The sequence below is a fragment of the Streptomyces sp. TG1A-60 genome (genome assembly GCF_037201975.1).
GTDB lineage: Bacteria > Actinomycetota > Actinomycetes > Streptomycetales > Streptomycetaceae > Streptomyces.
Genome location: NZ_CP147520.1, coordinates 3,391,449 through 3,404,816, shown reverse-complemented (window position 1 = coordinate 3,404,816; position 13,368 = coordinate 3,391,449). Strand labels below are relative to the sequence as shown.

Here is a 13,368-nt window from a genome sequence, read left to right as displayed (position 1 = left end):
CGGCCCCGGGCGGCGGGTGTCCGCCGCCCGGGGCCGCGACCCGGCTGACGTCAACGGGCGACCGGCGTACGAGTGTCCGCTCGACGGGCCGAAGTGCGTCCGGTATTGGACAGAGCCGGGTGCGGCCGACCGGTACCGGAGCGCGGGGTCACCGATGGCCGGGCACCTACAACTCCCCCTGCGAGTTAGGTTGTTGGACACCCAATGATGTGACCCTCCAGGGAGAGCTTTTATGGCCGGTGAGGCGCTCAGCCAGGACCCCGCCGAACTGCGGAAGAGGATCGACACCACCAAGGCTCACCCGGCGCGGGTCTACGACGTGTTCCTCGGCGGCAAGGACAACTACCCCGTGGACAGGGAGGCGGCGGGCGCGGCGCTGGCGGCCAACCCGCGCGGTTACCTCGACGTCCGGCACAACCGTGACTTCATGCGCCGCGCGGTGACCACGCTCGCCGAGGACGAGGGCATCCGGCAGTTCCTCGACATCGGCACCGGGCTGCCGACCGCCGAGAACGTCCACCAGATCGCCCAGTCGCTCGCCCCCGACTCGCGGGTCGTGTACGTCGACAACGACCCGGTGGTGCTCGCCCACGCGCGCGCGTTGCTCACGAGCGGGCCCGAGGGCGCCACGGACTACATCGACGCCGACCTCAAGGCACCGGCGCGCATCGTCGAAGAGGCAGCCAGGACCCTCGACTTCGACCAGCCGATCGCGCTGTGCCTGGTGGCGGTCCTGCACTTCGTCGAGGACGACGAGGCATACTCCGTCGTGCGTGAGCTGGTCGACGCGCTGCCCGCCGGGAGCCGGCTGGTCCTCAGCCATCTCACCGAGGACCTCAATCCGGAGAACGTCCGTGCCGTGCAGGAGGCCTACACCAAGCGGGGGTTCACCTTCGTGCTGCGGTCCAGGGACGAGGTCGCCCGCTTCTTCGAGCAGAGCGGCCTCGTGCTGGACGAGCCGGGTGTGGTGCCGGCCCACCACTGGCGCTTCGAGGGTGGGGCACCGTTGCCGGAGGCGATCGATCCCTTGAGGCTGGCCGCGCTGGACGACATCGAGAAGGTTCGGTATCGGGACATCAACGATGTGACGGACGCGGACATCAATGTGTACGCGGCGGTGGGCCGTAGGGCGTAGCCGGCCGGGCGCGGACCGGTGAGGGCCGCGCCCCCTTCACCCCCCGGCCCCGAACCACGTCTCCGCCAGTGCCTCCAGGTCCTGGCGTGGTGGGGCCGGGAGGCTGCGCAGGTACCAGTGCAGGTCGCTGTAGACGTGGAGCAGCGTGTAGGCCATCAGTACGCGGGGGTCGAACGGGGGGTGGCCGTAGGCCTCGTAGAAGAGTTTCAGGAGGGCGGGGTCGGCTCGGGTCAGGAACAGGGCGACGCTGACGAAGTCGTAGGCGGGGTCGCCGACCATGGCTGGTTCGAAGTCGAAGAGGCCGGTGAGGCGCCAGCCGTCGCCGGGGTCGACGGTGAGGTGCTCGCGCATGAACTCGGTGTGCAGGAGGACGGTGCGGCGCGGTGCCGGGAGCGGGACGGAGTCGAGGAAATCCGGGATCTGTTCCAGCCAGGGGGCCGACAGTCCGGCGATCCGCTGGTGCTGGACGGCGGCCGAGCGTTGCGCGGCGACGAAGCCGGCCCAGTCCGGCGGTCCGGTGAGGGCGGTCACCGGCCCGGCGTCCAGGGCGTGCAGCGCGGCCAGGACTTCGGCGGCCTTGGCGACGACACGTTCCTGGTCGGGCCGGGGGATCCGGGGCCAGGCCTCGTTGAGGTCCTCGCCGGGCAGACGCGACATCAGCACATAGCGCCAGCCGCTCTTGTACTGGCCGGCTGAGTGCAACCGGGGTGTGGTGATGGGCAGTTTTCCCCGCAGCAGGTCCAACAGGCGGGCTTCTCTGACGGCTTCGGCCGCCTCGAAGCTCGGATAGAGCTTGAGGACGAGGGCGTCGCCGACGGCGTACACCGGCAGCGAGCCCTCGGGGAAACGCACGATTCGCGCGCCTGTGAGACCGAGTTGACCGCAGAGATCCTGGGCAGCCGGTCGCAGCAGCGCCTCGTCACCGACGACTTCTTGCAACTCGTCGTTCGTGTCCACGCTGGGCAGCATGGACGCAGCCTAGGGGGTGCCGAGGGGGCCGCATCGCGGAAGCGGTGGATGTGGGGGCATGAACCTGTCCGGGGTGGGGCGGGCAGGGGCGGGGTCGTGCCGTCCGGGAGCGACGAGGGAGACATGGGACGAGTGCCGTGGATGCCGTGCGTGCCGCGCGTGACGTGGGGTTTGCCGGAGGGGAGGGGGCACGGGCGGTTCGGGCGACAAAGACGCGGCGGGTGCCGGGGCGGCTGTGCCACGCTTCGCCGAGCGGGTCGCGGCCGTCGGAGGTTCCCCCGTACGGGGCATCCTCGCCGTCACCTCGCGTCCCGAAGTCGTCAACTTCGCGGGTGGTCTGCCCGCGCCGGAGCTGCTCGCCACCGAGGGGATCGCGGCGGCCTACCGCGATGTGCTCGCCGAGTCGGCGGGACGGCCCTGCGGTACGCGACAACCGAGGGCGAGCCCGCGCTCCGGGCGGCGCTCGCCGCGCGGTACGGGGCGCGCGGGCCGCGGAGGCGGCGCGGCTGACGCGCGCGCCGCTCCCGGCGTCGGGCAACTCGCCGACTGAGCCTGCTGAGAGCGGTTCAGAGCTTCTCGGGCGTCCTGATGCCCAGCAGCGCCATTCCCTGGTGCAGGGTGCGGGCCGTCAGGTCCACCAGGAACAGGCGGTTCTCCATCTGGGCCGACGTCTCGGCCTTGAGGACCGGGCACTGGTCGTAGAACGTCGTCAGCAGCGTCGCCAGCCTGAAGAGGTACGCGGCCAGCTTGTGCGGCTCGTACGACTCGGCCACCTCGGCCAGGGTCTCGCCGAACTGGTCCAGGTGCAGCCCCAACGCGCGCTCCGCCGGGGCCAGTCCGACCTCCGGACGGGCGGCCGGGCCGGCCCCGCCCGCCTTGCGGAGGATCGACTGGATACGGGCGTACGCGTACTGGAGGTAGACGGACGTGTCGCCGTTCAGTGAGACCATCTGGTCCAGGTCGAACTTGTAGTCCCGCACGGCGGACGTCGACAGGTCGGCGTACTTCACCGCGCCGATGCCCACGTACCGGCCGTTCTCGACGATCTCCCGCTCCGACAGGCCGATCTTCTCGGCCTTCTCCCGGACGACGGCCGTCGCCCGGTCGATCGCCTCGTCCAGCAGGTCCACCAGCCGGATGGTCTCGCCCTCACGGGTCTTGAACGGCTTGCCGTCCTTGCCCAGGACCGTGCCGAACGCGAGCTGACGCGCCGTGACGCCGTCGTTCAGCCAGCCGGCGCGGCGGGCGGTCTCGAAGACCATCTTGAAGTGCAGCGACTGCCGGGCGTCGACCACGTACAGGAGGGTGTCCGACTTCAGGTGGAAGACACGGTCCCGGATCGCGGAGAGGTCCGTCGCGGCATAGCCGTAGCCGCCGTCCGACTTCTGCACGATCAGCGGGACCGGGTTGCCGTCCGGGCCCTTCACGTCGTCGAAGAACACGCACAGCGCGCCCTCGCTGCGGACCGCGACACCCGACTCCTCCAGGAGGCGGCAGGTCTCCGCGAGCATGTCGTTGTAACCCGACTCGCCGACGATGTCCGCGTCCCGGACCTCCATGTCCAGCTTGTCGAAGACCGAGAAGAAGTAGATCTTCGACTCGTCCACGAACTTCTGCCACGCGGCGAGGGTCGCAGGGGCGCCCGCCTGGAGGTCCACGACCCTGCGGCGGGCCCGCGTCTTGAACTCCTCGTCGGAGTCGAAGAGCTTGCGGGCCGTCTTGTACAGCCGGTCCAGGTTCGACATCGCGGCCTCGCCGGACGCCTGGAGGTCGCCGTCGGTCTCCTTGTGGTCCAGCTCGTGCGGGTGCTCGTCCAGATACTGGATCAGCATGCCGAACTGGGTGCCCCAGTCGCCGATGTGATGCCTGCGCACCACGTTCTCGCCGGTGAACTCCAGGATCTGGACCATCGCGTCACCGATCACGGCGGAGCGGAGGTGGCCGACGTGCATCTCCTTCGCCACGTTCGGCTGCGCGTAGTCGATGACCGTCGTACCGGGGTGCTCCGCGAGGGGCACGCCGAGACGGGCGTCCGCGTCCGCGTACCGCGCCGCGAGGTTCTCGGTGATCGCCCGGTCGGTGAGCGTGATGTTCAGGAAGCCGGGGCCCGAGACCTCGATCTCCTTGATCAGCTCGCCCGACTCGACCCGGGCCACGACCTGGGTCGCCAGCTCCCTCGGGTTCGCCTTCGCCTTCTTCGCGAGGGCGAGGATGCCGTTGGCCTGGAAGTCCGCCCGGTCACTGCGTCGCAGCAGCGGGTCCGTGCCGGCCTCCGGCAGGGCTGCCGTGAGGGCGTGCGCGAGACGCTGGTGGACGGAGGCGGTGAGGGACGTGACCGAGGCCATGGGGTGGGTGCCGTTCTCCTCGTGGGGATGGATAGACACGCCAGTATCCCATGGGGGGCAAAGCGATTTTCTCGGGCGGTGTCCGGTGGTGTCGCCCTCACCGACGTGATCGACGGCGGTGCCGGCGTCACCCTCGACATCCGGGTAGGGGAGTGACCCGGCGTCGCGGGCCCGGCCGGCGGGCGGCTCCGTGCCGGCGGCGCCGGCCGACGGCAATGCGTTTTCGTGGTTGCGGGGAGAGCTGGGAGAATGGGGCCGGACAGCCGTGCGACCGTACCGGCTGCGGTGGAGCAACCAGAAAAAGAGGACGTGCCGATCGTGGCTCAGAGCACCGAGACCACCGACTGGGTCTCCCGTTTCGCGGACGAGGTCATCGAGGAGTCGGAGCGTCGGGCCCCGGGCAAACCGGTCGTCGTCGCGTCCGGGCTCTCCCCCTCCGGCCCGATCCACCTCGGCAACCTCCGGGAGGTCATGACCCCGCACCTCGTCGCCGACGAGATCCGCCGCCGCGGGCACCAGGTCCGGCACCTCATCTCCTGGGACGACTACGACCGCTACCGCAAGGTCCCGAACGGCGTCGACGGCGTCGACGCCTCCTGGGCCGAGCACATCGGCAAGCCGCTCACCTCCGTGCCGGCCCCCAAGGGCTCCGCCCACCCCAACTGGGCCGAGCACTTCAAGGTGGCGATGGCCGACGCGCTCGCCGAGATGGGCGTCGAGTTCGACGGGATCAGCCAGACCGCGCAGTACACCTCCGGCGTGTACCGCGAGCAGATCCTGCACGCCATGAGGCACCGCGGCGACATCGACGCGATCCTCGACCAGTACCGCACCAGGAAGGCCCCGGCCAGGAAGCAGCAGTCCCAGAAGCCCGTCGACGAGGCCGAGCTGGAGGCGGCGGAAGGCTCCGGCGCCGCCGCCGAGGACGACGGCAGCAGCGGCACCGCCGGGTACTTCCCGTACAAGCCCTACTGCGGGCGGTGCGGGAAGGACCTCACCACCGTCACCGCCTACGACGACGACACCACCGAGCTGACGTACACCTGCACCGCCTGCGGCTTCGCCGAGACCGTCGCGCTGAACGAGTTCGACCGCGGCAAGCTCGTCTGGAAGGTCGACTGGCCGATGCGGTGGGCGTACGAGGGTGTCGTCTTCGAGCCCTCCGGTGTCGACCACTCCTCGCCCGGCTCGTCCTTCCAGGTCGGCGGGCAGATCGTCGGGATCTTCGGCGGCGAGCAGCCCATCGGGCCGATGTACGCCTTCGTCGGCATCTCCGGCATGGCCAAGATGTCGTCGTCCAAGGGCGGTGTGCCCACCCCGGGCGACGCCCTGAAGATCATGGAGCCGCAGCTTCTGCGCTGGCTCTACGCCCGTCGCCGGCCCAACCAGTCGTTCAAGATCGCCTTCGACCAGGAGATCCAGCGGCTGTACGACGAGTGGGACAAGCTCGACGCCAAGGTGGCCGACGGGTCCGCCCTCCCGGCCGACATCGCCGCGCACTCCCGCGCGGTGCGCACGGCGGCCGGCGAACTGCCCCGCACGCCCCGCCCGATGCCGTACCGCACCCTCGCGTCCGTCGCCGACATCACCGCGGGCGCCGAGGCCCAGACCCTGCGCATCCTCAGCGAACTCGACCCCGCCGACCCGCTGTCCTCCCTCGACGAGGTCCGGCCCCGGCTGGACAGGGCCGAGGCCTGGATCAACACGCACGTCCCCGCCGACCAGCGGACCATCGTGCGCGACGAGGCCGACGCCGAACTGCTGAAGTCCCTCGACGAGCAGTCCCAGCAGTCGCTGCGGCTGCTGCTCGACGGCCTCGCCGAGCACTGGTCCCTGGACGGACTCACGCACCTCGTCTACGGCGTGCCCAAGGTGCAGGCCGGGTTCCCGGCCGACGCGACGCCGAAGGAGCTGCCGGCGGAGATCAAGACCGCCCAGCGGTCGTTCTTCGCCCTGCTGTACCACCTGCTCGTGGGGCGCGACACCGGTCCGCGACTGCCCACGCTGCTGCTGGCGGTGGGGCAGGAGCGGGTGCGGGCCCTGCTCGGGGAGTAGACCGACCCAGCGTTACGACGATGGGGGCGCCCTGTGTCTGCCGGGCGCCCCCATCGTCGTAACGCGCGCGGGTCACGCGATGTGATCGTCCTCCAACTCCGCGGTGTGGCGGTTCTGGAAGCGCAGAACCATGCGCTTGGCATCGGCGTCCAGGACGGAGACGCCGTAGGTCGTCTCGATGTTGTCGCTGAACTCGCGGGGGGTCGGGTAGCCGCTGTCGGAACTTATCGACTGCTTGAAGACCTGGTAGTACGACTCCTCGTCCGGCGCGGCGGGTTCGGGGGTGCCGCCGCCCCCGCCCAGTTCCCGGGTGCGGCCGGGGCCGGCCGGGATGGGGAAGCTGCCGGTCTCCTCCGGAGAGGGGTCGCGGTCCTGGGGCTCGGGCTCCTCGAACTGTTGCCCCCGGTACTGCTCCGCCTGCTGCCGGTACTGCCGGTACTGCTCGGCCTGGTACTGCTCCGGGTCCTGCTCCTCGTACCAGTCCTCGTACTGTTCCTCGGGTTCGTACGAGGGGTTGTAGCCGCCCTGGTAGGGCACCTCCTGGGGGTGGCGGGCGTGCAGCCAGGGGCTTTCGTCCGGCACGGCGGCGGGAGGGGCCTGCTCCTGGTGCTCGGCGTGCTCCGGCTGCTGCCGGGTGGGGGTGCTCTCCAACTGGGGGCGCTGCTCGCCGGGAGATGCCGCCGCGCCCACCCGTGACACCCCGGCGGCACGATTGCCCGCGGCCATGTCGACGTCGGTCTGCGGCGTCGGGGGCAGCAGGGCCGGCTCGATGCCCGCCGCCGCCAGGCCCGCCGGGGCCGTGTCCGCCAGGGGGACGCCGTAGCGGGCCAGGCGGAGGGGCATCAGGGACTCGACCGGGGCCTTGCGGCGCCACGCCCGGCCGAAGCGGGAGCGGAGACGGGCCTGGTAGACGAGACGTTCCTGCTCCAGCTTGATGACCTGGTCGTAGGAGCGGAGCTCCCAGAGCTTCATGCGGCGCCAGAGGAGGAACGTGGGCAGGGGGAGAGAAGCCAGCGGGTGAGGCGGACGCCCTCCATGTGCTTGTCGGCCGTGATGTCGGCCATGCGTCCGATGGCGTGCCGGGCCGCTTCGACCGAGACGACGAACAGGACCGGGATCACCGCGTGCATGCCGACACCCAGCGGGTCCGGCCAGGCCGCGGCCCCGTTGAACGCGATCGTCGCCGCCGTCAGCAGCCACGCCGTCTGGCGGAGCAGGGGGAACGGGATGCGGATCCACGTCAGGAGCAGGTCCAGGGACAGCAGGACGCAGATGCCGGCGTCGATGCCGATGGGGAAGACGTACGAGAAGTTCCCGAAGCCCTTCTGGACGGCCAGTTCCCGTACGGCCGCGTACGAACCCGCGAAGCCGATCCCGGCGATGATGACGGCGCCGAACACGACCACGCCGATGAGAACGCGGTGCATTCGAGTCAGCTGCATTGGCGCGGCCACCCGTACTCCCCTCCCCTTGCGTGTTGTTGCGCGCAACAGGGTGGCACATGTGTACGGCGAACGGGTTGCCGGAAGGTGCCGAGCCCGGTCCCGCGCGGGACCGGGCTCCGGAAAAACACCAGGTGAAGGCTAGGAACTGCTCTTCTTGCCGCCGGACGTGGAGGAGTCCGAGTCGGAATCCGAGTCGGAACTCACATCCGCGCCCGAACCACCCGACGACTCCTTCGTCGCGTCCCCCGACGGCGCCTTGGTGGCACTCTTCGACGGGGACGCCGACGCGTCCGTACCGTCGTTCGCGTCCTCGACCGCCTCCACGACCTCCTTGGCCGCCGACTTCGCCGACTTCAGCAGGTCGTCCGCGTCCGGCGTCCTGTCACCGGCCAGACCGGCCCCGTTGTAGTCGAGCGTGATGACCACGTTCTCCGTGCGCACCACGATCGTCTGCTGCTCGAAGGAGTCCCCGTCCTTCTTCAGGTCGTACCGGACCACCGTCGCCTCGTCGCCGGTGCCCGTCACCGGCTCCGTCTTGACGTTCTTCGCCCCGTCCACCGCCTTCGCCGCGGTCACCTTCGACCGGAACGCCTTGTGTGCCCGGTCCTCCCCTGGGCCGTTCGCCGCGTCCGACGCCAGCAGGTGCAGGGACACGCTCAGCCAGCGGTACTGGGAGCCGTCCACACCGTTGTTGTCGAGACTGATCCATCGGCAGTCCCCGGTCACGTTCTCCTCGGCGGTGTTGATGGCCTTGCCGGACTTCGCGCCCTCCGGCACCACCGACTTCAGCGTCTTCTGCGAGAACACCTCACACGCGTCCGGCAGCGACGCGTACGCCGCCTCGACCACCTCCGGCGTGGCGCTCTCCGTCAACGTCTCGTTCACCCCCGCCGGCGTCTCGTCACCGGAGGCACCGTCGGAGTCGGAGCCCGACGAGCAGCCGACCGCCAACAGCAGCGCCGGGACGACGGCCGCGCCCACGAGAACCCGCGCCCGGCCCGGACGCCCGCGACGCGCGACACGTGCCGAGGGCACGAGGCGTGGCGACGGGTGCTGATCTGACTCTGCGGCTCGTTGCATGGTTCCTTCACTCATGACTTCATCACGCTCGCGGTTCCTGCGGTCTGCTTGCGGTGTTCCTGCGGGCTTCCTGCGTGCTTCCTGTGGTGTTCCCGCGATCGGATCGGGTCCGAGGGGCCACGGTACGCGGTGACGAGGAAGTGCGGTCCTGAATCAGGGGGTTCGCGCGGACACCCGAACCGCCCCCGAACTCTGCTCAGTCGTCGAACGCCTCGGCCAGTCGCTGCGCCAGAATCCCAGCCCTGTCCTGCATTTCCGCACTGTCCGGCACCACCGTCGTGGTCGCCGGCTGCTCCTCGTACTCCACCGTCACGATCACGTTCGACGTGCGGAACACCACAGTCACCGTGCGCTGCCGGCTCGTCCCGAGCCGGTCGTTCAGGAACGCCTCGTCCCCGAGACCGTCGAGCGTGCGGGGCTGCAGGGAGGCGGGGGTCTCGGAGGCGGTCGCGGTCGGGGAGGAGCCGGGGGATCCGGATGAGCCGGTGGGTGAGGCGGAGGCGCTCGCCGACGGGCCGGAGGCGGTCTCGCCCGCCTGGTCGGCGTCTTTGGCCTCGGCCGTCTCCGCCGTCTCCTCCGTGTCCTCGCTCTCCTCGGAGGTGGTCCCGCTGGGCGACGGCTCCGGGAGGTCCGCCGCCTCCACCTTGCCGCCGTAGACCTCCTGCGCCTTGTTGTCGTCGCTGACCGCGTTGTCGTACGACACCACGCGCTCGAAATCGACGAGGAGATAGTCGGTGGCGGCCGTGGACGGCACCTTCCAACGGCAGCCGACCTTCCGGTCCGTGTCGTAGGTCTGCGTCGCCTCGCCCTCGTACGCCTGCTCGCGCTGCTCCGCGTCGGTGAGCTGCTTGATGCCGGGGAGGAGAGAGTCGAGGGTGCTGTGCCCGACCACGCCGCAGGGTTCCGGGAGGGTGTCGTAGCGGCCGGGCTGGGCCGCGGAGGCCGTCGCGGCGGCGTCGCCCGGACGGGGATCGTCGGTCGAAGCGCTGTCCTGCGACCCCGTGCACGCGGCCAGCAGGGCCGCGAGGAGCACGGCGACGCCGGGTACGTACGCCTTCCGCTGCACGGTGGGGCTCCTCTCGACGGGGTCCCTCGGGACGCCTGCGCTGTCCTGTCCTGTGGTTATTCACTTGCCGTCCGGGGGTGACCCCCGGGCACCATGTGTATCGCACGCACTGCCGTGGACGCCGGTCCGGCATCCCTTTCGTTGACCTTGGCGCCGGTTTTGCGTTCTGGGAATTTCATTTTCTTTTCGGGGGAATAAGGCTGATATGTCGTACGTCGAGATACCGGGCGCGCAGGTACCCATCCGCATGTGGACCGACCCCGCGTCGGTCGAGGAGGGTGCGCTGCGACAGCTCCGCAACGTGGCGACCCTGCCGTGGATCAAGGGTCTTGCCGTGATGCCGGACGTGCATTACGGCAAGGGCGCGACGGTCGGTTCCGTCATCGCGATGCGGGGGGCCGTCTGTCCCGCGGCCGTGGGCGTCGACATCGGCTGCGGAATGTCGGCGGTGAAGACGTCCCTGACGGCCCATGACCTTCCCGGGGATCTGTCCCGGCTGCGGTCGAAGATCGAGCAGGCGATTCCGGTGGGGCGGGGGATGCATGACGACCCCGTCGATCCGGGGCGACTGCACGGACTCGTCACCGCGGGGTGGGACGGGTTCTGGGGGCGGTTCGACGGGGTGGCGGAAGCGGTCAAGTTCCGTCATGACCGGGCGGAGAAGCAGATGGGAACGCTCGGCGGAGGAAACCACTTTATCGAGGTTTGCACGGACTCGACCGGTTATGTCTGGCTCATGTTGCACTCCGGTTCCCGGAACATCGGCAAGGAACTGGCGGAGCATCACATCGGCATCGCCCGGAAGCTCCCGCACAACCTGGGCCTGGTCGACCGTGATCTCGCCGTCTTCGTCGCGGACACCCCGCAGATGGCGGCGTACCGCAACGACCTGTTCTGGGCGCAGGAGTACGCGAAGTACAACCGCACGATCATGATGGCCCTCCTCAAGGACGTCGTCCGCAAGGAGTTCAAGAAGGCGAAGCCGACCTTCGAGCCCGAGATCAGCGCGCACCACAACTACGTGGCCGAGGAGCGCTACGACGGCATGGACCTCCTGGTGACCCGTAAGGGCGCGATCCGCGCGGGCTCCGGCGAGTACGGGATCATCCCGGGCTCGATGGGCACGGGCTCGTACATCGTGAAGGGCCTCGGCAACGAGAAGGCCTTCAACTCGGCGTCCCACGGCGCCGGTCGGCGCATGAGCCGCACCGCGGCGAAGCGGCGTTTCTCGACGAAGGACCTGGAGGAGCAGACGCGGGGCGTGGAATGCCGCAAGGACTCCGGTGTCGTGGACGAGATCCCGGGCGCCTACAAGCCGATCGAGCAGGTCATCGACCAGCAGCGGGACCTGGTGCAGGTGGTGGCGAAGCTCAGGCAGGTCGTGTGCGTGAAGGGCTGAGACCCGCCCGGAGCCCCGTGCGAAGCTGTCGTTCATGGTGATCGCCCGCTCCGCCGCCCTGTTCGTGCTCGCCGCGCTGTTCGAGATCGGCGGGGCCTGGCTGGTGTGGCAGGGCGTGCGGGAGCACCGGGGGTGGGTGTGGATCGGTGCGGGGGTGCTCGCGCTGGGGGCGTACGGGTTCGTGGTGACTTTCCAGCCGGACGCGCACTTCGGGCGGATCCTCGCCGCGTACGGCGGGATCTTCGTGGCCGGGTCGATCGCCTGGGGGATGGTCGCGGACGGCTATCGGCCCGACCGCTGGGACGTGACGGGCGCGCTGATCTGCCTCGCGGGCATGGCGGTGATCATGTATGCGCCGCGAGGCGGGTGACGGCGGGCCGGTCGACCGCTACGAAGGCTGCGCCAGTTCCTCCGGCAGCAGTCCCAGCTGGCCCAGAAACTCCAGCTGGTCGAAGTAGAGCCGGTAGCTGGTGATCTGACCGTCCTGGACGGTGGCGAAGTCCACGCCGCGCAGCCTGATGTCCTTCTGGGTCGCCGGGATGGACGTCCCGTCGGGGAAGGCCAGTGGGCCGGTGTTCCTGCCGCTGAAGATGCCCTCGTCGACGGCGGTGTCGCCGACCTCGAACGCGGCGAGCGATTCGAACGTGGCCTCGGGCACGGCGTTCGTCATCTGCCGCCAGTACTCGGCGATGTTCTCCCGCCCGTGGATCTCTCCGCCGTCGGGGGTGTAGGCGACCGCGTCCTCCGCGAAGAGGTTCGCGATGGTCTTGACGTCCTGATGTGTGGTGAGCGCTTCGGTGAACTGGTCCATTGTCTCGCGGGCCTGTCCCATGATCCACCTCCTGTACAGGGACCACCCGTCTCATTGTCCCACCGCACGCCTATCCTGGCCGGGCAAGGACTGTCCGATTCCGTACCGTTCAGGAGCAGCTCATGGCCACCGCCGCACCGTCCGCCGCCGCCCGCATCGCCGTCGTCACCGGTGCGAGCAGCGGGATCGGCGCCGCCACGGCCCGGCAGCTCGCCGCGGCGGGGTACCGCGTGGTGCTGACCGCGCGCCGCAAGGACCGCATCGAGGCGCTGGCCGAGGAGATCGACGCCGGCGGCGGGCAGGCCACGGCGTATGCCCTGGACGTCACGGACCGCGCGGCGGTGAACGAGTTCGCGACCGCGTTCCGGACGATCGGTGTGCTGGTGAACAACGCGGGCGGTGCGCTCGGCGCCGACCCGGTGGCCACCGGCGACCCGGCCGACTGGCGCTCGATGTACGAGACGAACGTCATCGGCACGCTCCACGTCACCCAGGCCCTGCTGCCCGCGCTGACCGCGAGCGGAGACGGCACGGTGGTCGTGGTGTCGTCGACGGCGGGCCACGGGACGTACGAGGGCGGCGCGGGCTATGTCGCCGCCAAGCACGGCGCACACGTCCTCGCCGAGACGCTGCGGCTGGAGATCGTCGGCACGCCGGTGCGGGTCATCGAGATCGCACCCGGCATGGTGAAGACGGACGGGTTCGCCCTGACCCGCTTCGGCGGCGACGCGGAGAAGGCGGCGGGCGTCTACGAGGGCGTGGCGGAGCCCCTGACCGCCGACGACGTCGCCGACACGATCACCTGGGCGGTCACCCGGCCCAGCCATGTCAACGTCGACCTCCTCGTGCTGCGCCCCCGCGCCCAGGCCTCCAACACCAAGGTGCACCGGGAGCTGTGATGGCGGAGGAGGAGCTGACGCCCGAGGGGCGTCGCCTCGCGCAGGAGAAGAAGGACGAGCGGTACGTGTGGTGGTACCTCGCGTACTTCCTCTTCGGCATCCACCTCGTGGCCTTCGTGATGATCTACGCGGTCACGCACGCGAAGTAGTGGGAGGCGCCACGG

The 13,368-nt window shown here is 70.0% G+C and carries 11 protein-coding genes and 2 pseudogenes; 7 read left to right on the top strand and 6 right to left on the bottom strand.

Annotated elements, in window-relative coordinates:
• Positions 1-232 precede the first annotated feature (232 nt).
• Entirely contained in the window at positions 233-1,135 is a 903-nt protein-coding gene (locus WBG99_RS14370) for an SAM-dependent methyltransferase (RefSeq protein ID WP_338896690.1), read from the top strand.
• 36 nt (positions 1,136-1,171) lie between these two features.
• Here the strand turns inward: WBG99_RS14370 and WBG99_RS14365 are convergent, their stop codons facing one another.
• A complete protein-coding gene (locus tag WBG99_RS14365; RefSeq protein WP_338896689.1) occupies positions 1,172-2,104 on the bottom strand; it encodes an aminoglycoside phosphotransferase family protein in 933 nt (310 codons plus the stop codon).
• Between the two features lie 164 nt (positions 2,105-2,268).
• Here WBG99_RS14365 and WBG99_RS14360 point away from each other — a divergent pair.
• Positions 2,269-2,593: pseudogene (locus WBG99_RS14360) on the top strand (PLP-dependent aminotransferase family protein); the annotation flags it as partial.
• Between the two features lie 77 nt (positions 2,594-2,670).
• Here WBG99_RS14360 and argS read toward each other — a convergent pair.
• Positions 2,671-4,449 carry an arginine--tRNA ligase gene (argS, locus tag WBG99_RS14355; RefSeq protein ID WP_338900343.1) on the bottom strand — a complete coding sequence of 593 codons (1,779 nt, stop codon included), beginning with the start codon at positions 4,447-4,449 and terminating at the stop codon, positions 2,671-2,673.
• Between the two features lie 309 nt (positions 4,450-4,758).
• Between argS and lysS the strand changes: the two genes are divergently transcribed.
• Positions 4,759-6,504, top strand: a complete 1,746-nt coding sequence (gene lysS, locus WBG99_RS14350; RefSeq protein WP_338896688.1) for a lysine--tRNA ligase — start codon at positions 4,759-4,761, stop codon at positions 6,502-6,504.
• 72 nt (positions 6,505-6,576) lie between these two features.
• Here lysS and WBG99_RS14345 read toward each other — a convergent pair.
• The 3 genes and pseudogenes from WBG99_RS14345 to WBG99_RS14335 form a co-directional block, all read right to left on the bottom strand.
• Positions 6,577-7,958: pseudogene (locus WBG99_RS14345) on the bottom strand (DUF2637 domain-containing protein).
• Between the two features lie 129 nt (positions 7,959-8,087).
• A complete protein-coding gene (locus tag WBG99_RS14340; protein ID WP_338896687.1) occupies positions 8,088-9,044 on the bottom strand; it encodes a hypothetical protein in 957 nt (318 codons plus the stop codon).
• 181 nt (positions 9,045-9,225) lie between these two features.
• Positions 9,226-10,095 carry a DUF3558 domain-containing protein gene (locus tag WBG99_RS14335; RefSeq protein WP_338896686.1) on the bottom strand — a complete coding sequence of 290 codons (870 nt, stop codon included), beginning with the start codon at positions 10,093-10,095 and terminating at the stop codon, positions 9,226-9,228.
• Between the two features lie 205 nt (positions 10,096-10,300).
• Here WBG99_RS14335 and WBG99_RS14330 point away from each other — a divergent pair, with 205 nt between their 5' ends.
• Positions 10,301-11,494 carry an RtcB family protein gene (locus tag WBG99_RS14330; protein WP_338896685.1) on the top strand — a complete coding sequence of 398 codons (1,194 nt, stop codon included), beginning with the start codon at positions 10,301-10,303 and terminating at the stop codon, positions 11,492-11,494.
• A gap of 34 nt (positions 11,495-11,528) precedes the next feature.
• Positions 11,529-11,864: a YnfA family protein gene (locus WBG99_RS14325; RefSeq protein ID WP_338896683.1), complete on the top strand. Its 336-nt coding sequence runs from the start codon at positions 11,529-11,531 to the stop codon at positions 11,862-11,864.
• A gap of 18 nt (positions 11,865-11,882) precedes the next feature.
• Here WBG99_RS14325 and WBG99_RS14320 read toward each other — a convergent pair whose 3' ends face one another.
• The gene (locus tag WBG99_RS14320) at positions 11,883-12,326 is read right to left on the bottom strand and encodes a nuclear transport factor 2 family protein (protein ID WP_338896682.1); all 444 of its coding nucleotides are present in this window, start codon (positions 12,324-12,326) and stop codon (positions 11,883-11,885) included.
• Positions 12,327-12,427: 101 nt separating this feature from the next.
• Here WBG99_RS14320 and WBG99_RS14315 point away from each other — a divergent pair, with 101 nt between their 5' ends.
• Both WBG99_RS14315 and WBG99_RS14310 read left to right on the top strand, forming a co-directional pair.
• Complete coding sequence (locus WBG99_RS14315) at positions 12,428-13,204, top strand: SDR family NAD(P)-dependent oxidoreductase (RefSeq protein ID WP_338896681.1); 777 nt, start codon at positions 12,428-12,430, stop codon at positions 13,202-13,204.
• Positions 13,204-13,353, top strand: coding sequence for a hypothetical protein (locus tag WBG99_RS14310; protein ID WP_338896680.1), 150 nt, complete (start codon positions 13,204-13,206; stop codon positions 13,351-13,353). The genes WBG99_RS14315 and WBG99_RS14310 overlap by 1 nt, the downstream gene beginning before the upstream one ends.
• Positions 13,354-13,368 lie beyond the last annotated feature (15 nt).